22 protein-coding genes and 1 tRNA gene are annotated in these 22049 nt (G+C 61.9%); 5 read left to right on the top strand and 18 right to left on the bottom strand.

What is annotated here, in order from left to right; all coding sequences use genetic code 11:
* Positions 1-33: 33 nt before the first annotated feature.
* The 4 genes from rlmH to LMTR21_RS38645 all read right to left on the bottom strand — a co-directional run bounded on the left by rlmH (position 34) and on the right by LMTR21_RS38645 (position 3240).
* The gene (gene rlmH, locus LMTR21_RS38660) at positions 34-516 is read right to left on the bottom strand and encodes a 23S rRNA (pseudouridine(1915)-N(3))-methyltransferase RlmH (RefSeq protein WP_065751618.1); all 483 of its coding nucleotides are present in this window, start codon (positions 514-516) and stop codon (positions 34-36) included.
* 94 nt (positions 517-610) lie between these two features.
* Positions 611-964: a ribosome silencing factor gene (gene rsfS / locus LMTR21_RS38655; protein WP_057857335.1), complete on the bottom strand. Its 354-nt coding sequence runs from the start codon at positions 962-964 to the stop codon at positions 611-613.
* 218 nt (positions 965-1182) lie between these two features.
* On the bottom strand, positions 1183-1812 hold the full coding sequence (locus LMTR21_RS38650) for a nicotinate-nucleotide adenylyltransferase (RefSeq protein WP_065751617.1): 630 nt from the start codon (positions 1810-1812) through the stop codon (positions 1183-1185).
* A gap of 135 nt (positions 1813-1947) precedes the next feature.
* A complete protein-coding gene (locus LMTR21_RS38645) occupies positions 1948-3240 on the bottom strand; it encodes a glutamate-5-semialdehyde dehydrogenase (RefSeq protein ID WP_065751616.1) in 1293 nt (430 codons plus the stop codon).
* A gap of 195 nt (positions 3241-3435) precedes the next feature.
* On the opposite strand from LMTR21_RS38645, the gene LMTR21_RS38640 reads away from it, so the two are divergent.
* Both LMTR21_RS38640 and LMTR21_RS38635 read left to right on the top strand, forming a co-directional pair.
* Positions 3436-3714, top strand: coding sequence for a type II toxin-antitoxin system ParD family antitoxin (locus LMTR21_RS38640; protein ID WP_065751615.1), 279 nt, complete (start codon positions 3436-3438; stop codon positions 3712-3714).
* On the top strand, positions 3704-4000 hold the full coding sequence (locus LMTR21_RS38635) for a type II toxin-antitoxin system RelE/ParE family toxin (RefSeq protein ID WP_065751614.1): 297 nt from the start codon (positions 3704-3706) through the stop codon (positions 3998-4000). The genes LMTR21_RS38640 and LMTR21_RS38635 overlap by 11 nt, the downstream gene beginning before the upstream one ends.
* 3 nt (positions 4001-4003) lie before the next feature.
* On the opposite strand, the gene proB is transcribed toward LMTR21_RS38635, so the two are convergent.
* The 6 genes from proB to LMTR21_RS38605 all read right to left on the bottom strand — a co-directional run bounded on the left by proB (position 4004) and on the right by LMTR21_RS38605 (position 12255).
* Positions 4004-5146 (bottom strand): glutamate 5-kinase, encoded by a 1143-nt coding sequence (proB, locus tag LMTR21_RS38630; protein WP_065751695.1) that lies wholly within the window; start codon positions 5144-5146, stop codon positions 4004-4006.
* Positions 5147-5239: 93 nt separating this feature from the next.
* The gene (gene obgE / locus LMTR21_RS38625; protein WP_065751613.1) at positions 5240-6292 is read right to left on the bottom strand and encodes a GTPase ObgE; all 1053 of its coding nucleotides are present in this window, start codon (positions 6290-6292) and stop codon (positions 5240-5242) included.
* A gap of 114 nt (positions 6293-6406) precedes the next feature.
* Complete coding sequence (locus LMTR21_RS38620) at positions 6407-8416, bottom strand: S8/S53 family peptidase (protein WP_065751612.1); 2010 nt, start codon at positions 8414-8416, stop codon at positions 6407-6409.
* 20 nt (positions 8417-8436) lie between these two features.
* Positions 8437-9588, bottom strand: coding sequence for a phosphatase PAP2 family protein (locus LMTR21_RS38615; RefSeq protein ID WP_065751611.1), 1152 nt, complete (start codon positions 9586-9588; stop codon positions 8437-8439).
* Between the two features lie 118 nt (positions 9589-9706).
* On the bottom strand, positions 9707-11629 hold the full coding sequence (locus LMTR21_RS38610; RefSeq protein ID WP_084030484.1) for an adenylate/guanylate cyclase domain-containing protein: 1923 nt from the start codon (positions 11627-11629) through the stop codon (positions 9707-9709).
* A 140-nt stretch (positions 11630-11769) separates the two neighbouring features.
* A complete protein-coding gene (locus LMTR21_RS38605) occupies positions 11770-12255 on the bottom strand; it encodes a MaoC family dehydratase (protein ID WP_065751610.1) in 486 nt (161 codons plus the stop codon).
* 191 nt (positions 12256-12446) lie between these two features.
* Here LMTR21_RS38605 and LMTR21_RS38600 point away from each other — a divergent pair, with 191 nt between their 5' ends.
* Positions 12447-13361, top strand: a complete 915-nt coding sequence (locus LMTR21_RS38600) for a DMT family transporter (RefSeq protein ID WP_065751609.1) — start codon at positions 12447-12449, stop codon at positions 13359-13361.
* Positions 13362-13433: 72 nt separating this feature from the next.
* Here LMTR21_RS38600 and LMTR21_RS38595 read toward each other — a convergent pair whose 3' ends face one another.
* From LMTR21_RS38595 to rplU, 3 genes are all read right to left on the bottom strand, one after another.
* Positions 13434-14030 carry a GNAT family N-acetyltransferase gene (locus LMTR21_RS38595; protein WP_065751608.1) on the bottom strand — a complete coding sequence of 199 codons (597 nt, stop codon included), beginning with the start codon at positions 14028-14030 and terminating at the stop codon, positions 13434-13436.
* 124 nt (positions 14031-14154) lie between these two features.
* Positions 14155-14424 carry a 50S ribosomal protein L27 gene (gene rpmA, locus LMTR21_RS38590; protein ID WP_028348532.1) on the bottom strand — a complete coding sequence of 90 codons (270 nt, stop codon included), beginning with the start codon at positions 14422-14424 and terminating at the stop codon, positions 14155-14157.
* Positions 14425-14516: 92 nt separating this feature from the next.
* A complete protein-coding gene (gene rplU, locus LMTR21_RS38585) occupies positions 14517-15002 on the bottom strand; it encodes a 50S ribosomal protein L21 (protein WP_065751607.1) in 486 nt (161 codons plus the stop codon).
* A gap of 370 nt (positions 15003-15372) precedes the next feature.
* Between rplU and LMTR21_RS38580 the strand changes: the two genes are divergently transcribed.
* Complete coding sequence (locus LMTR21_RS38580; RefSeq protein ID WP_065751606.1) at positions 15373-16473, top strand: ROK family protein; 1101 nt, start codon at positions 15373-15375, stop codon at positions 16471-16473.
* A gap of 222 nt (positions 16474-16695) precedes the next feature.
* Here LMTR21_RS38580 and LMTR21_RS38575 read toward each other — a convergent pair whose 3' ends face one another.
* Positions 16696-17559 (bottom strand): alpha/beta fold hydrolase, encoded by an 864-nt coding sequence (locus LMTR21_RS38575; protein WP_065751605.1) that lies wholly within the window; start codon positions 17557-17559, stop codon positions 16696-16698.
* A 122-nt stretch (positions 17560-17681) separates the two neighbouring features.
* On the opposite strand from LMTR21_RS38575, the gene LMTR21_RS38570 reads away from it, so the two are divergent.
* Positions 17682-17771 (top strand) — tRNA-Ser (locus LMTR21_RS38570).
* Between the two features lie 87 nt (positions 17772-17858).
* On the opposite strand, the gene LMTR21_RS38565 is transcribed toward LMTR21_RS38570, so the two are convergent.
* The 4 genes from LMTR21_RS38565 to LMTR21_RS38550 all read right to left on the bottom strand — a co-directional run bounded on the left by LMTR21_RS38565 (position 17859) and on the right by LMTR21_RS38550 (position 22040).
* Entirely contained in the window at positions 17859-18242 is a 384-nt protein-coding gene (locus LMTR21_RS38565; protein WP_210250548.1) for a response regulator transcription factor, read from the bottom strand.
* Between the two features lie 62 nt (positions 18243-18304).
* A complete protein-coding gene (locus tag LMTR21_RS38560; protein WP_065751603.1) occupies positions 18305-18982 on the bottom strand; it encodes a response regulator transcription factor in 678 nt (225 codons plus the stop codon).
* A 36-nt stretch (positions 18983-19018) separates the two neighbouring features.
* Positions 19019-21538, bottom strand: a complete 2520-nt coding sequence (locus LMTR21_RS38555; protein WP_065751602.1) for a PAS domain-containing sensor histidine kinase — start codon at positions 21536-21538, stop codon at positions 19019-19021.
* A gap of 73 nt (positions 21539-21611) precedes the next feature.
* The gene (locus tag LMTR21_RS38550; protein ID WP_065751601.1) at positions 21612-22040 is read right to left on the bottom strand and encodes an organic hydroperoxide resistance protein; all 429 of its coding nucleotides are present in this window, start codon (positions 22038-22040) and stop codon (positions 21612-21614) included.
* Positions 22041-22049 lie beyond the last annotated feature (9 nt).

Genomic DNA, 22049 nt, shown 5'->3' with positions numbered 1-22049 from the left:
ATGCTGCGTTGTCTGTATTCACGTCACCGTGCCTTACGCGCGATGGTAGGGGTGGCCGGCCAGAATGGTGGCGGCCCGGTAAATCTGTTCGAGAAGCATGACGCGGACCATTTGATGCGGCCAGGTCGCCGAGCCGAACGCAATGCGCAATTTAGCCTTGCGCTGCAATTCGGGCGAAAGTCCGTCCGCACCTCCGATGGCGAAAATTGTGCTGGCGATCCCTTCATCCCGCCACTGGCCGAGCTGCCGGGCAAACGTCGCGCTATCGATGCTCTTGCCGTGCTCGTCCAGCGCCACCAGCACTGATTTCTCCGGTATCGCTGCCGAAATCGCCGCGGCTTCCTCCGAGATCCGGGTCGCGGTGTCGCGCGCACGGCTTTCCGGAATTTCATGAATCGCAAGGCCGCGGAAGCCGAGCTTGCGGCCGATGTCCTCGAAGCGCTCGCGATAGCGTTCGGCCAGCTCCTGTTCCGGACCCTGTTTCAGCCGGCCGATCGAGACCACGACGAGGCGCATGATTGCTGTTTCCGGCGTGCACTTTCCGGCACGCGCTTTCCGCGCGCGTCAGGCAAACTACATGCGCCTCAGCCGATTCGCATCGGCCGAGCGTTCAGATCGCTGCCGCCGCCGGGTTCTGCGCCCACAACCTTTCGATGTTGTAGAATTCGCGCACCTCGGGTCTGAACACATGCACGACCACATCGCCGGAATCGATCAGCACCCAGTCGCAATTGGGCAAGCCCTCGACATGGATGTTCTTGATGCCGGTTTCCTTCAGGGCTTTCGTGACGTTTTCCGCGATCGCGCCGACGTGCCGGTTGGCGCGTCCTGACGTAACGATCATGTAGTCGGAAAAGGCGGATTTGCCGCGAAGGTCGATGGTGACCGTTTCTTCCGCCTTCATATCGTCGAGGCGGGAGAGGATCATATTCAGCGTCTTGTCGGCGTCAGGTTGCGCCTTCAAGGCCGCAGCTTGTGTCGATGTTTTACGCGGGGTCTTGGCAGACTTGCTGGGAACCTTTGGTAAAACAGACTTTGACTTGGACAATACAGATGTGGCCAGGGACCATTCCTTTCACTGTATCGCAAACGCCGAATCCCGGCGTCGCGGACCATATTAGGCATGTGGGGTTAACGGTTTCAATATTCCAGTGTCCCCACCCGCCGGTTCAGACCAGACTGTCACTTCTTTGCCTTCCAGCTACCGTCAGGGTTCCGCAGGCCGGTTGAGGACATGTTCAGTTTCAGACCGGTGAGGAAAACCCAGGCGGGAGCGCGTTGATCTGCCAGCTGGGCCGCCTGGTTTGCAGGCAACCGATAGCGCGCCAGGGCCTGCGCGGCCGGCGCAGCTAGCGCGCGGAAACTTTCTGGCGGACGGTCGATCACCGCAATCGGCACCTCTGCGGCAATGCGCCGCCAGTTCTGCCAACGATGGAATTGCGCAAGATTGTCGGCGCCCATGATCCAGACGAAATGCACGCCGGAAACGCGGCGGCGCAAGTGGATGATCGTATCGACAGTATATCTGACACCAATGACAGCTTCGAGACAGCTGACGTCGATGCGCGGATCGTCGGCGATCTTCAGTGCGGCATCGGCGCGTTCTGCAAGGCCATGCAGCCGGCCGTTATCCTTGAGCGGATTGCCCGGCGTCAGCAGCCACCAGACGCGATCGAGCTTCAGGCGCTTGAGCGCAAACAGGCTGATCGCGCGATGCGCCGCGTGCGGCGGATTGAACGAGCCGCCGAGCAGGCCGATCCGCATGCCGTTGGCGTGAAAGGGGATGGCCTGCGCGGCGGATTGCAGTCGCATCACAGCCGGGTCACTGCGGGCACGGGCTAGAGCTATTTCCGTTTCGATGGAATCGAAACGGAGCTCCAGAATCTTGTTTTGACGCGTTTTCTTGACGCGAACCGGTTTCCACTTCGCTCGAAAACGCTCTGTGGTTCACGGCCGCGTCTGCCCGGTGCCGTGAACACGGTATTTGAAGCTCGTCAGTTGTTCGGCGCCGACCGGGCCGCGGGCGTGGAATTTGCCGGTGGCGATGCCGATTTCCGCGCCGAAGCCGAACTCGCCGCCGTCGGCGAACTGCGTCGAGGCGTTGTGCAGCACGATCGCCGAGTCGACCTCGCTGAGGAATTTTTCGGCCGCTTTGGCATCCTCGGTTACGATCGCGTCAGTGTGGCGCGAGCCGTGGTTCTGGATATGCGTGATCGCCCCGTCGACGCCGTCGACGATGCGCGCAGCGATGACGGCATCGAGATACTCGGTATCCCAATCCTCGTCCGTTGCCGGCTTCACGCGCGCATCGATGTTCTGCACGGCGTCGTCACCGCGCACCTCGCAGCCGGATTCGAGCAGCATCTCGACCAGCGGCTTGAGCGTCGCCGCGGCGCCCGCGCGATCGACCAGCAGCGTCTCGGCCGCGCCGCAGACGCCGGTCCGGCGCATCTTGGCGTTCAGCACGATCGACTTAGCCATGTCGAGCTTGGCGCTGGCATCGACATAGACGTGGTTGACGCCTTCGAGATGCGCAAACACCGGCACGCGTGCTTCTGCTTCGACGCGTGCCACCAGGCTCTTGCCGCCGCGCGGCACGATCACGTCGATGCCGCCGTTCAATCCCGACAGCATCAGGCCGACCGCCGCGCGGTCGCGTGTCGGCACCAGCGTGATCGCAGCTTCCGGCAGACCCGCCTCGCGCAGGCCCTGCGAGAGGCATTCGTGTATGGCGCGGCACGAGCGGAAGCTGTCGGAGCCGCCGCGCAGGATCACGGCGTTGCCGGACTTCAGGCACAGCACGCCGGCGTCCGCGGCGACATTGGGACGGCTCTCGAAGATCACGCCGATCACCCCGAGGGGCACACGCACGCGCTCGATCGTCATGCCGTTCGGCCGCTGCCAGCTCTCGGTGACGGTGCCGACGGGATCGGGAATGGCGCGCACCGTGGCGACACCATCAGCCATGGATTCGATCCGGGCCGGCGTCAGCGTCAGGCGATCGATGAAGGCCGAGGTCGCGCCGCCGGCGCGCACTTCCGCAACATCCTCGGCATTGGCCGCGAGGATCTTTGCCGCATTGGCGCGGATAACCCGCGCGATGGCCTCCAGCGCCCGGTCCTTCTGCTCTGGCGGCGCCAGGGCCAGCACCCGCGCGGCAGCGCGCGCTTGCGAAGCGAGGTCGGTCATCAAAGCGGGCAGATCGGCGTTGCCGTCGATTGCCTTCAGGGGGGCGGTCATCGGAGGTCTCGGGAGCTAGAGTAAGGCCATGTCCTAGCACGGAAATCCCGCATTTGCGAGGTCCGGAACCGGCATGGCTGGCTGGCGCTCGGGGCTAGGCCAGTGAACCAGTCGCAAATCGAACCTGACGCAGGAGACGGCTTGCGTGGCCCATGAATATCATTAAATAATACTTTGTGATATACGGAGAGCGCGATGGCCACCAGCTACAGCATCGGCAAACATTTCGAGCAGATGATCGAGGGCCTGATCGAGAGCGGCCGCTACTCGACGGCCAGCGAGGTCATGCGCGACGGCTTGCGGCTGGTTGAGGAGCGCGAAGAACGGCGCAAGGCAAAGCTCGAAGCATTGCGCGCCGAGATTCAGAAGGGCCTCGACAGCGGGCCGATGGAGGAAGTCAATATCTCCGAATGGATCGAGAGCATAAAGACGCGGGGACGGCAAAGACTCGCCGCGCGAAAACGTGCCGAATAGATTTCGCAAACTTCCGCAGGCTGACCTCGATCTCGATTCGATCTGGAATTTTATCGCCGTTGACGACGTTCAGGCCGCTGACCGGCTGATGGATCGCATCGGCGGCGTTTTTCAGATGCTTGTCGAGAATCCGTTAGCTGGGCGCGAACGTCCCGAACTGCGAAGGAATTTGCGCAGCTTCCCCGTCGGAAACTACCTTATCTTCTATAGCCCTGTCTCTGACGGCGTCGAAGTCATTCGCGTGATGAACAGTCGCCAGGACATCGACGCCGACGATATGGCGTGATGCCTAAGCGGGATCGGTCGATCGCGGACCACCCACCACCAGATCATCGCGATGGATCATCTCCGCCCGGCCGCTGATGCCGAGAATCGCCATCACGTCCGGCGACGAGCGGCCCTTGATTTTCTCCGCATCCTCGGCGTCGTAGGCGATGAGGCCGCGGCCGATTTCGTGGGTATCGGGGCCGCGCACTACCACCGCGTCGCCGCGGGCGAACTGGCCGTCGATCCTGATCACGCCGGCCGGCAGCAGGCTCTTGCCGGCACGCAGTGCCGCGACCGCGCCGGCATCGATGGTCAGCGTACCTTTTGGCTCCAGCGAGCCTGCGATCCAGCGCTTCCGCGCGGTGACGGGATTGGCGGGCGTCAGGAACCAGGTGCAGCGTCCGCCGTCCGCAATGGCCTGCAGCGGATGCTCGATCTTGCCCGAGGCGATCAGCATATGCGTGCCCGAGGTGGTCGCGATCTTCGCCGCCTCGATCTTGGTGAACATGCCGCCGCGCGACAATTCGGATTCAGCCGCGCCCGCCATGCCCTCGATTTCCGAGGTAACGGACTCCACAATCGGAATCAGTTTGGCGTTCGGATTGGCGCCGGGTGGGGCGTCATAAAGTCCGTCGATGTCGGACAGCAGTATCAAGAGATCGGCGCTCGCCATGGTGGCGACGCGCGCGGCGAGGCGATCATTGTCGCCATAGCGGATCTCGTTGGTGGCGACCGTGTCGTTTTCGTTGATCACGGGCACCGCGCGCCATTCCAGAAGTTTGGCGATGGTCGAGCGGGCGTTGAGATAGCGCCTGCGCTCCTCGGTATCCTGCAGCGTCACCAGGATCTGCCCGGCGCCGATGCCGTGCGCCCCCAGCACCTCCGACCAGATTCGCGCCAGCGCGATCTGCCCCACAGCGGCGGCGCCCTGGCTTTCCTCGAGCTTCAGGGGACCGCGCGGCAGCTTCAACCGGCTGCGCCCAAGCGCGATCGACCCTGATGAAACCACCAGCACATCGCGGCCTTCACCGTGCAGCTTGGCGATATCGGCGACCAGCGCCGATAGCCACTTGGCGCGGACCTCGCCGGCATCGGAATCGACCAGCAGCGAGGAGCCGACCTTGACGACGATGCGGCGGAAATTTTTGAGCGCGGGGCGTTTCATGATGAAGTCGAAATAAAAGGGATTGTCGGGAAGCAATACGCGCCAGCTCCGCGATTTGGAAGTGGCGCGGCCGCGGCAAAGGCCAGGTTTGAGCTAGCCCTGCGGCGGCGTCACCGGCGCCCACGGCGCCTGCCCACCCTTGGCCTTGAGCGACACCGGGGCCTCGCCGATCACCTCGACCAGCGCGTTGAGCGCCTCCTGCACCCCTTCCTGGGTGGCGGCGGAGAGCAACAGCGGTGTCTTCTTCGCGGCGCGCTTCAGCCGATCCTTCTGCTTCTTCAGTTCGTCCGGCGCTACCGCGTCGATCTTGTTCAGCGCGACGATCTCGATCTTGTCGGCGAGGTGGCCCTCATAGGCCTCGAGCTCGGTTCGCACCGTCTTGTAGGCCTTGCCGGCATGCTCGCAGGTCGCGTCGATCAGATGCAGCAGCACGCGGCAGCGCTCGACATGGCCGAGAAAGCGGTCGCCGAGGCCGGCGCCCTCATGCGCGCCCTCGATCAGGCCGGGAATGTCGGCGAGCACGAATTCGCGGCCCTGCGCGTTCACGACGCCGAGCTGCGGATGCAGCGTGGTGAAGGGATAATCGGCGATCTTCGGCTTGGCCGCGCTCACGACGGAGAGGAAGGTCGATTTGCCGGCGTTGGGCAGGCCGACGAGGCCGGCATCCGCAATCAGTTTCAGCCGTAGCCAGATCCAGCGCTCCTCGCCTTCCTGGCCGGGATTGGCGTTGCGCGGCGCGCGGTTGGTCGAGGATTTGAAATGCGCGTTCCCAAAGCCGCCATTGCCACCCAGCGCCAGCACGAACTTTTCGCCGAGCTCGGTGAAGTCGTGGATCAGCGTTTCGCGATCCTCGTCAAAAATCTGCGTACCGACCGGCACCTTGAGCACGATCGATTTGCCGTTGGCGCCATGGCGGTCCTTGCCCATGCCATTGGTGCCCTTCTGCGCCTTGAAGTGCTGCTGGTAGCGGTAATCGATCAGCGTGTTCAGCCCGTCGACCACCTCGAGGATGACGTCGCCGCCACGGCCACCATTGCCGCCGGAGGGGCCGCCGAACTCGATGAACTTCTCGCGGCGGAACGCCACGCAGCCGTTGCCGCCGTCGCCGGAGCGGATGTAGACCTTTGCTTCGTCGAGGAATTTCATGATCGCCACTAGGTAGGGCAGGGGGCGTCGGACGGCAACCCTCAAGCGGTACCACATTGGCAAAAAGCCTTAATTTTCGGGCCTTTTTGCGGCCTCGGCGAAGGTCCTCCGGCGCTACGGCGGCGGGAGATCGCCGGCGCCCCGTTTCTCAGGCTCCGGAGGAGATGTCGAAAAGTTGTAGGGCTGTGGGTACGTCGTCTTTATGAACTGTCGAGCCAGCTGCGGTGCCGCGGTACTGGTGCCGATCAGGCGAAACATGCTGCCGCTCCTAGTGCCTCCGGCGAGCATGCCGGTGAGTGCGTAGGACTCGTCGCAGGGCAGCACGTAATCAGGACCGACTCGACGTGTTGCCGAACTGCCGCGCGCGGGGCCGGCCGACGAATAAAGCGACTTGCGCCCGTCGAACAGAATGTAACCGCCGGCAACATGCACGTGGGCGTCGTTGGCGGTGGCGATTCCGTTGAGAGTGCCGAAACGGGAGACGAGCGATCCGGTCTTGTCAAACTCACCGTTCACCCGCGTGTAGGCGGCGGTTGCTGATCGGGTTCGCTCCCAATTCTGGTCGACAAACAGCGATCGCTTGGCACCGGTCGTCACGCCCATGTTCGGATTAGTTCGTGCCGCATAGGCATGGACTTCAGCGTTTACGGGAATCCCGGCGACCTTGATCGTGTAATCTCCATGTTCTTGTGCCGCGATCCCTGGAGCGGCAACAGTGGGGCCGACTTCAAGCCGCCACATCGTGCTGCTGCCCATGACGACATTGCTGGCCACCGGAATGTTGTTTCCGCGGGGCGACGTTAGCGTAACGGCAGCGCCGGTGGCGGCGGCGGTATCCATCCATACTTCGGAGAAACAAAGCACGGTATTGTCAGGAGGAAGGCGCCAGGTCCATTCGACTTGACCAGGTTGTCCGCTGCTCCGGGTGAAGAAAGCGTGTTCCTCGGTGAGATACGTATTGCCCGCCGGCAGGAAGATATCGAGCTTGGGCTTCCCGGCGCTGCCGTCGAACTCCGTGACAAGCGCGCTCAATATGGCCTCAAGGTCCGCCGTGCCGTCATGCGGTCCGGTGGTTGGCCCGTAGCTGAGATTAATGATCACGCGCTTCGTGACACTCGGGTCGGCAAAAGACATGATGTACCGGATGCCCTCGAAGACATAACCCTTGAGCCATACGCCGGTCGCATCACGGATGCAGTCATCGGAAAACTGCACGAATACCAGATCTGCGTCGCAGGCAGGATCAGTTGTGGCATTTCCCGGATTCCAGCTCGGCGGATCGCGGCGGTCTCCGCCGCCGGATGAGGGACCGATCCGCGACGAGATTGGGGTGAGCCCGACGAGTACGTCCATCACATGCGCGCCGTGCGACTGCTGGCTTGCGAGCCTTGCAAAACGGCCATGCGCGTAACAGCCGTCCTCGTCGATGCTTCCGGCAGGTGTCAAATGCAGTGACATCCATTCGTCGAGCCCGATCTGGCTGGTCGATGGAGGGTCGCGGCGGTATTCGAGGCCGTAGGCGAAATCAGTTAGCGCCTGGCCGAAAAAACGACTGTTGACCTGGACAGGTTGCTTGCCGCGGTTCTGGTCCCAAATTCCCCGCACCCGTGTGCTGACAGAACCCGCTGCGCCCCGCAGAAACTGTGCAGCAGCAAACGGGCAGCCATCGTCCATCATGCCAATCAGCAGTTCGGCCGACGACTTCTTTCCCTCATTCCAGCGTTGGACGATCTTGCGCTTGGTGAACGGCGGCAATACCGACAGCTTCAGAGGAAGCGACAGCTCGACCCTGGAAATGTATTGCTCCCACAGGACGAACAAAGGGCCGCCCGGCGCCACTGGGGTCACCGCCGTCGTTGGGGCGCGCACGGTGGCAAATGGGATGTTGTCGTCGGCCGGACCTAGGTCGACCGAGGGGCTGGACGAGCCTGGATACAGATCGGACAGAGCTGCATTTAGACGATCCACGAACTCGTCTTGTTGTCCAGCTTTCTTGAACTCCGCGAGGAGAAACAGTCTGAAATTCGCTCGCTCGTCGAAAAATGCGAAGTATTCAAAGTTCGTCGAAATGGCGTACCGGAGGTATGGGCCAAAGCAGTTCGGGTAGCTCTCACCGTCGGGCATGGATTGTTCTCCACGTCAGGTTACACGCCAAATCTGCCGGTCCACTCCCTCCTCGCCCTACGCCAGACGTGCCTCATCAAATTGGATTGCGGGACGTACGCCGCTCCGGCGGATGCAGAGTAGAGCGGGCCGACCGCGAGATCCTGGCTCGGGGTCGTCGATGTCGATGCAGCGGTGTTGAATGGATTGAAATCCGTGGTGGAATAGGGGCCGTCGATCCCCGCAGCAAGGAACTTCCGGTTCATGTATAGCTGGTTACCGGTACAGCGCCCGTAGAAGTACTCGCCCAAAGCCACGCCCAACATGCGTCCTGCCATGCTGTCGACCGGGAAGTGGACTCCCGCAATGACGCGATTGGTCGTGATTCGAGCCGACAAACGATCCAACTGGTCAATCACCCAGGCATGTGACGGGTACGTCGCCGGATCGAGGCTCAGCAGCATCTTGAGAACGTGAGCCACCGCATAGGCCTGCGTCCCATGTCCCATAGGGAAGCTGTTGTGACCTGGGGTCGTGATCATCGGTTGCACTTGCGCGTTGTATTCGACCGGGCGATAGCACGCCAGCGCGTGTTTGAACCGCATCTCCACATAGACGCAGAACTGCAGCACCATGTTGATGAGCTCGAACGTGCGTCTGGTTCGCTCGGGATGCAGGTAGACGATCGACGACCAGAACGCGTATTGCGGATCGATCTCCGCCATTATTTCGGTGGCCCGTTCGTTACGCAGTTGGGCCCAGTTGAGGACGAGCGGAATCTGACTCTGGAATGTTGCGCGTGCCGGACGTTGGATTTCCGCAATCAGGTTGCCGAACGACAGGACCTGGAAACCGTTGCCCGACGTCAGAAAGGTGATGCCTTGCAGCATCTCGCCGATCGCTATCGTGGCGCGAACCCACGGCTCCCACCGCTCCATTTGCCTCGGCTGATCGATGCCTGGGAAAGACGGTTCGTAGTGACTGGTGTCGGTAACAATGGTCCCATCACGCGAATGGATGAGCGCGTCCACCATGACTGGATTGGCATACACATCGGCCAGCGTACCAAGAACCGCTCCGCCTGCTCCGCCAACGCCGCCGGCTCCACCTGCCCCACCAGCGCCCCCGGCACCACCAGCGCCGCCCGCGCCACCTGCTCCGCCTGCACCTCCAGCTCCGCCCAGTTGGGTCATTTCGGCCTCCCTGTGGGTTGGTCAATTCCGAGGGTAAGCTTCCATTGCGCTAACTTGCGCCGCCGCACCGGCTTCGAGTGTGTGATCCTTCACACACGTTTGGGTATTTTTCTCAGCGTCAATGCCGGTTCGAGTTGCCGTTTCCCGAGGGGAGACCTGCCATTGCCAGGCAGCGCGCCCAGTGCCGTCCGGTCTCGAGCTCCGCACTCGGCATTCGTGCAAGATATCGTTCCACCGTCAGTAGCGGCTCGAGCTGTCGCATCTTGGCGAGCGTCTCGCGTCCCTCTTCCACTCGACCCTGGGCCACGAGCGAGATCGTCAGAGCCCTCCACGTGGATGGGTGCATGCGGTGGAGCACCAGCGATGAGCGCGCAAGCCTTTCGGCATTCTCGTATTGATGCGCGGAAAGCTGTGCCGTTGCGGCAAGGGACTCGAAATAGTAGCGCTGCGGATCGAGCGGAGAGAGCTCCATCGCGCGTCGCGTCGCGTCGACAGCCGCTTTCCCTTCCCCCATGAACGCGTCAACGGTGCCGAGATAGAGCCAGCCGAGCGCGTGGCTGGGGTTGGCGTTCACCGCTTCGTTGCAGCGCTTGCGGGCGGTCTCCAGGTCCTTCAGCAAATGACAATAGACAAATCCCTCGGTCGCAAGCGCGAGCGCGTCCGAGGGGTCCCGGTCGAGGGCCGCGTGGGTGGTGCTTAAGGCCTCGACCGCCTCGCGCTTGCGATCCTCAGACCAGCCGCGCGTCACCTGCAGAATGTACCAGTTGCCGAGCCACGCGCGCGGAGCCGCGATCCGGCTGTGCCGGTCAATCAGTTCGTCAAGGATTTTGCGCGTCTGGAGAAACTCCTCCTTGCTGGAGCGATGCATCAACTTGATGCTGCCGAGCAGCAGCGAGTAGCTCTCGAGAGTGGGGAGCGGCTGGGTCAGAATATGCTCCACCTCGGCGTCGAGTACGGACAAGTTCACTGCCTGGGCGATACGATCCGCCAATTCGCTTTCCGGCTTCAGAAGATCGCCGATTTCGCCGTTCAGCCGGTCGGTCCAGACAACTTGGTTGCTGCGTACCTCCGAAAGTTCGGCAGTCACCATGATCTTGCCGGCATCCGCAACATACGCGCCGCTGAGGACATAGGTGGCGCCAAGATGCGCCGACACCGCTTCGACATTGTTCACACGGCCGCGGAACACGGCCGTCGACAGGCGTGAAATCACCCTCAGGTCCGTCGCCTTCGAGAGCCGCCAAATCACGCTATCCGCAATCAGGTTGCCGACATCGATAAGCGCGGGTGCGTCATTCCTCGCGGAGAAAGGGATCACGGCAATAGTCGGCTGCATGGCCGTTCCATAATGGCGTCGCCCGGTGAGGCTAGGGTGCGCCGCCGGGCCAACACGGTAGGCACGTACCGGCTTGTCAAAATGCTTGAGAATGCACTCGCCAAGGTCTTCGCACGATGCATCGACCCCGTGCGTAAGCTCGTCGCGTGCTGTGGCGCTGCCGATGGTTTCGCCGGGGCGCGCCAGGCTTGCCAAGGCCCCCGCGAGCTGTTCATGCGCGGAAGCGCTGGCGATCGTCTCGCCCGGACCGGCCAGCGTAGCGAGTCGCGCTGCCAAGTTTACGCCGGTCCCGTAAATGTCGAGCCCATCGCTCCACGCCATCGCGGCATTGACGCCGGCGCGAAGATGAAAATGCTGACTTTCCGGGAAGCCGGAGTTATGCGCGTCAAGTGTCCGGTGCATCTCGGCGGCGGCATCGACCGCTTCAGGCACCGTCTCGAAACGCGCCATCAATCCATCGCCCAGGCTTTTCACCAGGACGCCGCGATGGCGAGGCAGTATCGAAGTAGTGACGATGTCGATGAAGTCTGCCCAGCGACGAACCGTAGAATCCTCGTGCTCCCGCATGAGGCGCACCGATTCCACGAGATCAACCAGCAGCACGACGGTCTCTTGGCGAACGAGTGCGACGCCTGCGCCCCGAACATCAAATCGCCCGGTCCCGGCGGCCTGTTCTTCGCCCTTGCCTACCGCGTCATTGTTCATGCTGAGCTTCGCGATCCCGGCCTCACATCCTAGATGGTCTACTATGCTGAGCCAAGAGGGGCGAAACTGGGTCGTTCGGCAATGCTGTCGGATGAGTTACGTCCAGCGTGCCACGATCCTGCCTTGCAGCCGCTGCCGTGCTATGCTCCCGCCGGTCGCCGCCGCACAAGAAACTTCTGCCTTCCCTCCAGCACCAATTCCTTGCGCTGGTTGAACACGGTCGAGCGCAGCGTCACCACGCCGGTGCTGCGGCCGGGGACGAGCTCGATGACTTCGAGCGCGGGGTAGACGGTGTCGCCGGCATAGACCGGCTTCAAGAACTTGCTCGACTGTTCGAGGAAGCCGACGAGCGATTCCTCGACGATATAGGGAAACAGGCCGGCGCCCGGCGCGGTGTGGACCAGGGTCTGGAAGCCGTGCGCGAGCAGATCCGGCATGCCGCGAGCACGGCAATATTCGACGTCGTAATGGATCGGATGGGTGTCGCCGCTGGCGGTCTGGAACGCGGCGAACACGGCCGACGTCTGGGTCCGGCTCGGAATCACGAAGCGTTCGCCGAGCACGAAATCCTCGAACCAGCGCTGTTCGCTCACCATGCGGTGCTGGGCGGGGTTGAAGTCGGTCATGTCGATTTCCTGTGGCGCTTTTCAGAGGGTGTACCGGTATCACAGAGCGCGGCCGCTGCGACAATTGGTTCAATTCGTCGTGCCCGGGCTTGTCCCGGGCGTCCACTTGCTTAAAACAGCGGCGCAAGAACGTGGAGGGCCGAAGCACGTCCGGCCGTCACTGGGAACCACCGGAAACGTCGCGCCCGCCAATGAGCCTGTTCGCCAAAATTTCCACCTATGACGAGCGTTCGGCGCGGCTGGCCGGCATCGGCTTGATGCTGCTGTCGATCTTCATGTTCTCGTTCGGCGACGCGCTCGGAAAATTCATGGTCGCGACCTATTCGGTCGGCCAGTTGTTGTGGCTGCGCGCCTGCGCGGCCCTGCTCGTGCTGTTGCCGGTGATCTGGAAGCAGCGCGCCGAGTTCAATCGCATCGAACGGCCATGGCTGCAGTTGTTGCGCGTGACGCTCTCGACGCTCGAGGTCGCAGCCTTCTTTCTCGCCACCGTCTATTTGCCGCTCGCCGACGTCATTACCTACTATCTGGCTTCGCCGATCTTCGTCACGGCGTTGTCGGGCATCGTGCTCGGCGAGCGTGTCGGCTGGCGGCGCTGGACCGCGATCCTGATCGGATTCTGCGGCGTGCTGATCGCGCTGCGCCCGTCGACGCAGACGGTGAGCTGGCCGGCGATGATCGCGCTCGGCGGCAGCCTGTCGTTTGCGTTCCTGATGCTGATCACGCGCTCGCTGCGGGACACGCCGGATATCGTGCTAACGACGTCGCAGTTCGGCGGCACCTTTCTGCTCGGGGCGCTGATGTCGCCGATCGGCTGGGTGACGCCGACCCTCGGCAGCCTTGGCCTGTTTGCTGCGGCGGGCGTGATCTCCGTCTTTGCGCTGTTGTGCATCAACCGTTCGCTGAAGCTGGCGCCGGCGAGCGTCGTGGTGCCGTATCAATATTCGATGATCGTATGGGCCGTGATCTTCGGCTTCGTGGTGTGGGGTGACGTGCCGTCGATCTCGACGCTGATCGGCGCGGCGATCATCATCGGCGCGGGATTCTATATCTTTATGCGCGAGCAGAAGTTGGGCCGCGAGGAAGCGGTGGTAAATCCGCCGGCGTGAGTCCTTGCTACCCTCGAGACGAGCGAGCTACGCTCGTCTCGGACCCCTCTAGGGGAGGGTGCAAGCGACCTGCTACCTTCTCGTCGAACTCCCCCAGTTCTTCAGCGACGCCCACACGCCCCGCGTCAGGCGAAAGCGGTCGACCGGGGTTGAGGATCCCAGCGCCTCGAAGCGGTGCAGCTCGACGCCGCTCCACTGGAAGCCGCATTTCTCCAGAATGTTGCGCGACGCCGGGTTGGCGACGCGGGCGCCGGAAATCAGGTGCTCGGCATCGAATTCCTCGAAGAAGAAATCGATCATCGCGCGGGCGGCTTCGGTGCCGAAGCCCTGGCCCCAATGCGCGACGCCGAGCCAGTAGCCGAGTTCCGGCGCGTCCGGCTCGCTGCGGTCGATGCCGACCATGCCGACCGGCGAATGGTTCTGCTCGATCAGAAACACCGTCTCGCTGTTGTCGGCGGCCTTGGCGCGCACGAATTCGACCGCATGATCCTGCAGATAGGGATGCGGCAGGCGCCGGGTGTTTTCCGCTATGCGGCGATCATTGGCGAGATGCGCAATCGCTTTTACGTCCGCGAGTGTCGGCCGGCGCAACGTCAGCCGTTCGGTCTCGAGGACGCAGCTACTCGCCGCACGCAAGGGCGAGGTCTGGATCGGGATGTCCTGCAACATGTCGGGCTCCTGATTGCGAAAATGCGCAAATTAAAAAGGGGAGGCCGGTTTCCCGCCTCCCCTGGAGCCCTTTTCGACTCCGCCGGTTCAACAGGACCCGGCGGACTCGAATTTTGTCCACCGTCTATTCGGCCGCCTCCGTCATCGGAACTACCGATACGAAAGTGCGACCATTGGCTTTTGCGCGAAACTCGACATGACCTTCGACCTTGGCAAAGAGAGTATGGTCGGTGCCCATGCCGACATTAAGGCCGGGATGCCAGGTGGTGCCGCGTTGACGCGCGATGATGTTGCCGGGAATCACGTGTTCGCCGCCGTACGCCTTGATGCCAAGGCGCTTGCCCGCTGAATCGCGACCATTTCGCGATGAACCGCCTGCTTTTTTGTGAGCCATGGCTCGTCTCCGACTTCTCGAATATTTCTAGATCAATTCCTTGACGGAATCATTTCACTTTTTCTCACGCCTCAACTTTTCGTAGAGGCGCCTTACTTTTCGCTCTTGCCCTTCGCGGCGGCCTTCTTGGCCGGGGCCTTCTTTGCCGCAGGCTTCGCCGCAGCCTTTTTCGCGGGCGCCTTCTTCTTGGCCGGCGCCTCATCGCCTTCGGCGGCTGACGCTACGACCTTTTCCTTCTTCGGCCGCGGGCCGATCGAAGGCTTGGCGTTATCGGTCAGGATCTCGGTGATGCGAAGCACCGTGATCTCGTCGCGATAGCCGCGCTTGCGGCGCGAATTCTTGCGGCGACGCTTCTTGAACGCGATCACCTTGGGGCCGCGCTTGTGGTCCAGCACTTCGGCCGCAACGGAAGCGCCTGCCACCGTCGGCGTGCCCAGCACCGGCGTGTCACCGCCGACCACCAGAACTTCACCAAGCTGCACGATCGTGCCGACGTCGCCGGCGATCTTGCCTATCTCGAGCACATCATCCGGAACGACGCGGTACTGCCGGCCGCCGGTTTTGATGACTGCGAACATCGTTTTATTCCTTCGTGTTCGATCCCGGCCTCGGACATATTCCCGAAAGGGCTGTCCGGGTCGGCTTTTTGGTCAGTCGTTATGGGTACGATTTTCGCGCGGCCGGGGAGCAAACCCCTTGAGATTTCGCGCAAAAACAAGCGGCGCGAGAAATCCCGCGCCGGATGCGGGGACTTATAGCCGGAGAATGCCGGGAGTCAAGGCGGAACGGCCCAAAAACCCGCCAAAAATGAAGGATTTGGGCCGAAATGGACGAATAGGAGGTCGGGGTTCTGTTTGCCATTCGCTACTCGCCATTCGCCCTCCTCTCCATGAAACCAATGGGTTCCCCGCCCGTTGTCGCCGGCGAGATACGGCAGGGGTAAGGGCAATGGCAGAAGACACGGGTACGACTACGGGCATCGCCCGCCACGGCGCCACCCGCCTGCCCTCGGTCGAGGTCGACAGCTTCAATGTCGAACTGAAGGACGATGAGGGCTTTCTCGGCGACCGCGCCAGCAAGGGGGCTTTCCGCAAGATCCTGGACGACCTCCGCAAGCCGCTGAAGAAAAACGGCGACGATCCGCTGGGGAAGAAGTCCAGCGGCGAGATCGCGAAAAGCGAGCTGGACGCGGCGCTGGCGGGCGAGGATGTCGGCGCCGCCGCGCTGGTGCACGGCGCGATCGAGGAATTCGCCCAGGAGCTGGCCTATGTGACGGGGCGATTTCTCAAGACCAAGGCGTGGGCAGACACCGAGTGCATCGTGGTTGGCGGCGGTTTCCGGCAGAGCCGCGTCGGCGAGCTCGCGATCGCCCGCACCGACATCATTCTCAAGGCTGAGGATTTCGACGTCGATCTGGTGCCGATCCGCTTTCATCCCGATAATGCCGGCCTGATCGGAACGCTGCATCTGGCGCCGTCCTGGATCTTCGAGGGCCATGACAGCATCCTCGCGGTCGATATCGGCGGCACCAACATCCGCTGCGGCGTGGTGGAAACGCGCTGGAAGAAGGCACCCGATCTTTCCAAGGCGGAAGTGTGGAAGTCCGAGCTGTGGCGACATGCCGATGACGAGCCGACGCGCGAGGGCGCGGTCAAGCGGCTGGTCAAGATGTTGAAGGATCTGATCGCGGCCGCTGAGGCCGAAGGCCTGAAGCTTGCGCCATTCATCGGTATCGCGTGCCCCGGCGTCATCAACGAGGACGGCTCGATCGAAAAGGGCGCGCAGAACCTGCCGGGCAATTGGGAAAGCTCGAAGTTCAATCTGCCGGCCAGCCTGGTGGAGGCGATCCCGCAGATCGGCGATCACGACACCGCCGTGCTGATGCACAATGACGGCGTCGTGCAGGGTCTTTCCGAGGTTCCCTTCATGCAGGATGTCGAGCATTGGGGCGTGCTGACGATCGGCACCGGGCTTGGCAATGCGCGCTTCACCAACAGGCGGAAAGACAACGGCAAGGACGAGAAAAAGGCCAGGAAGAGCAAGGATTAAGCACCTGGATTAACGTTTTGCGCGGGTAGTAAGGTTGACTGGTTAGGTTAAAATCCACTTCGCGTTGCCGTTTCGCGGCGCCTTGCTACCGTCGCCCGCGTCGCTCCGCTGACCGGCGAAGCCGCACTTCCCGGCCAGAATTTCAAAGCAGCGGCACGGGACCGTCAGTTTTTGTCGCGTCTGGCGGTCCCACCCCATTTTTCATCAACCTTCCATCTGCGATTAATGCCAGCCGACGCGTTCGAAGAACGCTGCAATCTCCGATGCTGCGCGATCGGGGTCTTCGCGATGTGGGAAATGCCCGACGTCGGGAAACATCGCGAGATCGAGATCGGCGAACGTTTCGCCGAGCCGATCGGTCCAGGCATAGGGAAACAGCGGATCATGCTCCGCCCAGCGAACGCAAGTCGGCAGCTCTATCGGCGTCGCCGGAGGCGCTTCGCCTTTCAGCATCTTGATGCGCGCCGAATGGGCCGCGCGATAATAGGCAAAACCGCCGGCGAGATTGCCGGCCTTCATGAAATTGTCGGTGAAAGCCTCGATCACCTCGTCGAATGCCTGTTTCCGATGCGTCCAGTGTTTCAGGAAGTAGCCGATATAGGCACGGCAGTTTTCCCGCGTCGCGCCGACCAGCTTTGGCGCGATCTCCAGCTGGTTGAACGACTGGTACCAGATGTTGTTGAGCCGGTCCGGTTCCGCCATGCGCGGCCCAATGCCGGGATAGACGAAGTCGAAGAAGAACAATCCGGCGATGCGGCCGGGCGCCGCGCGCGCCAGCGGCTGCATCAACCCGCCGCCGACATCATGGCCGACGATGCCGGCCCGCTCGAGGCCAAGCGCATCGATTAACGCCAGCATGTCGGCGGCGTGCTGATCGGGACCGTGCGGTCCGTCCGGCTTGTCGCTGGCGCCAAAGCCGCGGAGATCCGGGGCATATAGTGTGAAGCGGTCGGCGAGCCGCGTCATTACCGGCTCCCAGCTCAGCCAGAATTCCGGCCAGCCATGCAACAACAATAGCGGCCGCCCGCTCCCGGTTTGTGCGACATGGAACGCCGCTCCGTTGGCCCGAACCGTCAGATGCTCCATTTCCGGCTCCCTTTTTGCGCTTCTGCCCTCGGAAATCTTGTGCTCCGCGCCTTGTCTGTCCCGTCATCCTCGCCTAGAACACGGCCCGACCACGCGGCCGATTCCGGCCCGTCTTGGCGCCTGGAGAGGTGGCAGAGTGGTTGAATGCACCGCACTCGAAATGCGGCATAGGTGCAAGCCTATCGGGGGTTCGAATCCCTCCCTCTCCGCCACTTTAAAGCAGCTTCGAGAAAGCCCCGTAAAATAAGGACTTCTTGCACGACCGGGCTTGACGGTGTAGCGAGCCCGGCAGCGTCCGCTCAGGAGCCAATGAAATCGGGGCCGAGGGCAACCTTCAGATGACGGATGAGGGTCTCATCGTCTACGGGTTTTCTCAGATAGGCGACAGCGCCATCGTTCAACGCGCAAGAACGGCTGGCGGGATCAGTGGAAGACGTGACGACGATGACGGGAATGGTCGAGCCCAGCGACCTGAGGTGTTGCTGGAGTTCTAGTCCGCTCATGCCGGGCATGTGTATGTCGGTAATAAGGCAGTCAAAAGCCCCGGGCACATAAGCCGCCAGGAACGCTTCGGGCCCATCGAAGGTGAGACACGACAAGGTAAGCACCTGAAGGAGTTCGAAGAGCGCGAGGCGCATGCCTTCATCGTCGTCGACAACTGCAATTACGGGCGGATTGGGCAAGGGCTATCCTAGTGGCTGCAACCGGCTTTTGGCCGCAACCGCATTTCTGGCCAAAAGCGCAGTCAATTTGTAACCACACCGTAGTCTATACGGGGGCTCCCTGCTCGCGCACGACTGATCGGCAATGCTTCCCAGGCGCGGATCAGGCTCCCAACGGAAGTAGCATGCATTTTCCGCATGACGTTGCAGCGGTGCAGCTTTACGGTGACGATGCTGATGCCGAGGTCAAATGCGATCTGCTTGTTGAGGCGGCCCTTTGCCACTTCGCGCAATACCTGACGCTCACGCACAGTCAGAGTTTCGAACCGATTCAGATGTTGCTGGACGACGCTGGCCGCTGCTCGCTGCGCGACATCCCGCTCGATCCCGGTCTTGATCGCATCAAGCAAGTCCTGCTCGCGAAACGGCTTGGTAAGGACGTCAACCGCGCCGGCTTTCATCGCTTCGACCGTCATGGGAATGTCAGCATGTCCGGTCAGGAAGACAATGGGCTTCGCTTTTCCATTCGAATTCAGGCGCCGCTGAAAATCGAGTCCACTCAGTCCTGGCATACGCACGTCCAGAACCAAACAACCAGCCCGTTCGTCGATCGACGACTGCATCAACTCCTGCGTAGAAGCGAAGCAGGCGGTGTCAAGGCCAACGGATTCTACAAGCTCCCGGACGGACACCCGGACTTCATCGTCGTCGTCGACAATAAGAACCTGCGCGCGATCCTCAGCAGTATTCTGCATATTCATATGAGGCCTCCTGAGTTCGATGAAACAACCTGTTCGTCAGCGCGTATTCCATGTGCCTTCAGCAACTCGCAAACCGCTTCTCCCGGACCATTCATTGGCATCGTCCTTCACGTCGATCGGCAACGAGAAAGTGAACGTCGCTCCATTGCGTTCGTTCCTCTCCGCCCATAGCCGCCCGCCGTGGGACTCGACAATCGAGCGGCAGATCGCCAGCCCCATGCCCATCCCGTGCTCTTTGGTCGTAAAGAACGGCTCGAATATTTTTTCGGGAAACTCGATACCCCGGCCGTGATCGCTGATGGCGATCTGAACTGTATCCTCCATTCGCCGCACGCTGATCCTGAGGGCTTTGTCGCCCGTGAGGGAGTCCATCGCATCCATGCCGTTTCGAATGAGATTGACGAGCACCTGCTGTAGCTGCACGCGATCGAACGCGAGAAGCGGCAGACTCCGTTCGATATCAATCTCCATGCGAACGTTACGCCGCGCTGCCTCCTCGGCAACGAGGTTGCGTGCCTCGGCAACGACGCTCGCGAGCGTTCCAGAGATCCTCGGTCCCAGGTCCTGCCGGAATAACGCGCGGGTGTGGCTGACAACTTCCGCCGCCGAGTGCGCGTTCCGGATAACCCGCTCGACGGTTGCCTTCGCCCGCTCCAGGTTAGGCGGATCGCCCTCAAGCCAGCGCTTGCAGGCATGCGAGTTGGCTACGATGGCAGCCAACGGCTGATTCACCTCATGCGCGATGGACGCCGAAAGCTCGGCCAGGCTTGCAGCCTGTGCGGCCTGAGCGAGATTGGCGGACGCTTGCTGCAACGCATCCTGTGCGCGCCTCTCATCTTCGATGTCGAGAGAAACTGCATACCATTGTACGATCGTGCTCTCTTGATCGCGCAGAGGCTCCGCCCTGCCTTCGGTCCAGCGATAGATCCCGTCTTTCCCGCGTTGGCGAAACCGCATCAGGAAAGGTTCGCCTGTTTGGAGGCAATTCAACAACGTGTGCTGCATTTCGGGGAGATCATCGGGATGAGTTGTCGTGCGTAGCTGTTCCTGAAGAGAGTCGAAGTGCGGTACGGAGAATCCAAGGTAGTCCTGGTATCGCTTATTGACGTAGGTTGGCTGGCCTGCGGCTGTGAAGCTGAAGATGTAGACAGGCACCGCATCAATCATCTGCTGCAACCGCCGCTCGCTCAGCCGCACGGCCTCTTCGGCACGCATTTGGTCGTCAACATCGTGAGTGAGGCCGTACCATTGGATAATGTGTCCACTCTCGTCCCGCATCGGATACGCGCGGCCTGACATCCAGCGATGGACGCCGTCGGCGCGGCGCAGGCGATAGGTCATGGAAAAAGGCGCGCCGGTGGCAAGCGAATGATTGAAGCCTTCCAATACGCCGGCTGTATCATCGGGATGGATGATTGCTGCCAGGGTGGCCGCCAGTCGGCTCACGCCAGGCTTATCGTAATCTGCGACATCCGAGCCCAGGAACTCGATCGTCCGCTTGTTGAAGAAGTTTGGCTCGCCGTCCCGATTCAATCGCCATAGGAGGCTCGGAACCATGTCAACGAGTTGCGACAGTTCTCGTTCGCGGTCACGCAGCGCTTCCTGCGCGATTACCAGGTCATGGATATCGACGCTCACGCCGAACCACTGAACTATCTTGCCGGACTCGTCGCGCAACGGCTCCGCGCGACTTTCAACCCACCGATGGGCGCCGTTGGATCGGCGTTGACGATATCGTCCCACGAACGACGCGCCGGTGTCGATTGAGTGTGCGAGCGCCTGGTCCATCGCGTCGCGGTCGTCCGGATGGATGACCGTGAGGGATCGAGACCCGTCAGGCGCAACCAGGTCCCTCAGGGTGACACCGGTAACTTCGCTGACTCGCTTGTTGAGATAACACGGTATTCCTTCTGGCGTCGTACACCAGATCAGCGCCGGCACTGTGTCGATCAACTGTTGAAGCTGCCGCTCGCTCCGCCGCAGCGCCGCTTCGGCGTGCATCTGATCATCGATATCGTGGCAGACGCCGTACCACTGGGCGATGCATCCGCCCTGATCCCGTATCGGCTCCGCGCGGCCTGACATCCAGCGATAGACCCCGTCGGCGCGCTTGAGACGGTATCGCATGGCAAACGTCTCACCAGTGACGAGGCAACGTCTGAGTGTTTGCGCGAACTCCGCTGAATCGTCTGGATGGACGGTCGCAATGACCGCCTCTATACCACTCTTGGCCGACTTCACTGTCTCCGTAACGTCCAACCCGAGGAAATCGACCATGCGCTGGTTGAAGTAGATCAGCTTGCCGTCCGGTTTCAGTCGCCAGAGGAGGCTAGGAACCACGTCCAGCAGCTGCAAGAGCTCTTGCTCTCGGTCGCTCAACGCCACGTCGGCCTGTTTGTGTTCGTTAGCGTCAATCGTTGTGCCGTGCGCACCAGCGGTGCCACTCTGGTTATGGCACAGGGGCCGCTTCGCACTTCTGAGATAGCGATACGCACTTTCGGTGCGCCGCAAAGGAAGCTCGATGTCACGACGGTCACCCGTCATTTGGTCCGTCATTGCCCTGTTCCTTGGCCTGAGCCTGGATCACATTGTCCCGCGCAGCTCGACACGCGGGATTTGGAAGCGATAGTCAAAACAGATTGAACGTCACGTCGATATTGCCCCGGGTTGCCTTGGAATAAGGGCAGAAAAGCTTCGCCTCTTGCACGAGGCTTTGTGCGACCGCGCGCTCGACGCCGGGAATGCTGATGCTGAGACGTGCGCTCAGGAAATAGTCGGTGTCATCGGCAAGGTGCAGATCGACCTCGGCGTCGATCGTGACTTCGCCTAAGGCGACTTTCCTTTTCCGCGCGACGAGTGCGATCGCACCCTCGAAACAAGCCGACCAGCCGGCGGCGAACAATTGCTCGGGATTGGTGCCCATGCCGGCCGAACAGGGGGGCGCCAGCTTCACGTCGAGCTGGCCGTCGGAGCTGCGCGACACGCCATGGTCGCGGCCGCCGGTCGTGCGGGTTCTGGCGGTGTAGACAACTGTCCCGGTTCTGGCCTTGGCTCCCATAATGCACCT

It is taken from the genome of Bradyrhizobium paxllaeri, from assembly GCF_001693515.2.
Classification (GTDB): domain Bacteria; phylum Pseudomonadota; class Alphaproteobacteria; order Rhizobiales; family Xanthobacteraceae; genus Bradyrhizobium; species Bradyrhizobium paxllaeri.
The sequence above is the reverse complement of the archived record's forward strand: the minus strand, read 5'-3'. Positions and strand labels throughout refer to the sequence as shown.

What these genes read in the sequence shown, in the direction of transcription:
- rlmH (WP_065751618.1), bottom strand. Translation starts at nt 516, where the DNA reads ATGCGCCTCGTCGTGGTCTCGATCGGCCGGCTGAAACAGGGTCCGGAA.
- LMTR21_RS38650 (WP_065751617.1), bottom strand. Translation starts at nt 1,812, where the DNA reads ATGCGACTGCAATCCGCCGCGCAGGCCATCCCCTTTCACGCCAACGGC.
- LMTR21_RS38645 (WP_065751616.1), bottom strand. Translation starts at nt 3,240, where the DNA reads ATGACCGCCCCCCTGAAGGCAATCGACGGCAACGCCGATCTGCCCGCT.
- LMTR21_RS38640 (WP_065751615.1), top strand. Translation starts at nt 3,436, where the DNA reads ATGGCCACCAGCTACAGCATCGGCAAACATTTCGAGCAGATGATCGAG.
- proB (WP_065751695.1), bottom strand. Translation starts at nt 5,146, where the DNA reads ATGAAACGCCCCGCGCTCAAAAATTTCCGCCGCATCGTCGTCAAGGTC.
- obgE (WP_065751613.1), bottom strand. Translation starts at nt 6,292, where the DNA reads ATGAAATTCCTCGACGAAGCAAAGGTCTACATCCGCTCCGGCGACGGC.
- LMTR21_RS38620 (WP_065751612.1), bottom strand. Translation starts at nt 8,416, where the DNA reads ATGCCCGACGGTGAGAGCTACCCGAACTGCTTTGGCCCATACCTCCGG.
- LMTR21_RS38615 (WP_065751611.1), bottom strand. Translation starts at nt 9,588, where the DNA reads ATGACCCAACTGGGCGGAGCTGGAGGTGCAGGCGGAGCAGGTGGCGCG.
- LMTR21_RS38610 (WP_084030484.1), bottom strand. Translation starts at nt 11,629, where the DNA reads ATGAACAATGACGCGGTAGGCAAGGGCGAAGAACAGGCCGCCGGGACC.
- LMTR21_RS38605 (WP_065751610.1), bottom strand. Translation starts at nt 12,255, where the DNA reads ATGACCGACTTCAACCCCGCCCAGCACCGCATGGTGAGCGAACAGCGC.
- LMTR21_RS38600 (WP_065751609.1), top strand. Translation starts at nt 12,447, where the DNA reads ATGAGCCTGTTCGCCAAAATTTCCACCTATGACGAGCGTTCGGCGCGG.
- LMTR21_RS38595 (WP_065751608.1), bottom strand. Translation starts at nt 14,030, where the DNA reads ATGTTGCAGGACATCCCGATCCAGACCTCGCCCTTGCGTGCGGCGAGT.
- rpmA (WP_028348532.1), bottom strand. Translation starts at nt 14,424, where the DNA reads ATGGCTCACAAAAAAGCAGGCGGTTCATCGCGAAATGGTCGCGATTCA.
- rplU (WP_065751607.1), bottom strand. Translation starts at nt 15,002, where the DNA reads ATGTTCGCAGTCATCAAAACCGGCGGCCGGCAGTACCGCGTCGTTCCG.
- LMTR21_RS38580 (WP_065751606.1), top strand. Translation starts at nt 15,373, where the DNA reads ATGGCAGAAGACACGGGTACGACTACGGGCATCGCCCGCCACGGCGCC.
- LMTR21_RS38575 (WP_065751605.1), bottom strand. Translation starts at nt 17,559, where the DNA reads ATGGAGCATCTGACGGTTCGGGCCAACGGAGCGGCGTTCCATGTCGCA.
- LMTR21_RS38560 (WP_065751603.1), bottom strand. Translation starts at nt 18,982, where the DNA reads ATGAATATGCAGAATACTGCTGAGGATCGCGCGCAGGTTCTTATTGTC.
- LMTR21_RS38555 (WP_065751602.1), bottom strand. Translation starts at nt 21,538, where the DNA reads ATGACGGACCAAATGACGGGTGACCGTCGTGACATCGAGCTTCCTTTG.
- LMTR21_RS38550 (WP_065751601.1), bottom strand. Translation starts at nt 22,040, where the DNA reads ATGGGAGCCAAGGCCAGAACCGGGACAGTTGTCTACACCGCCAGAACC.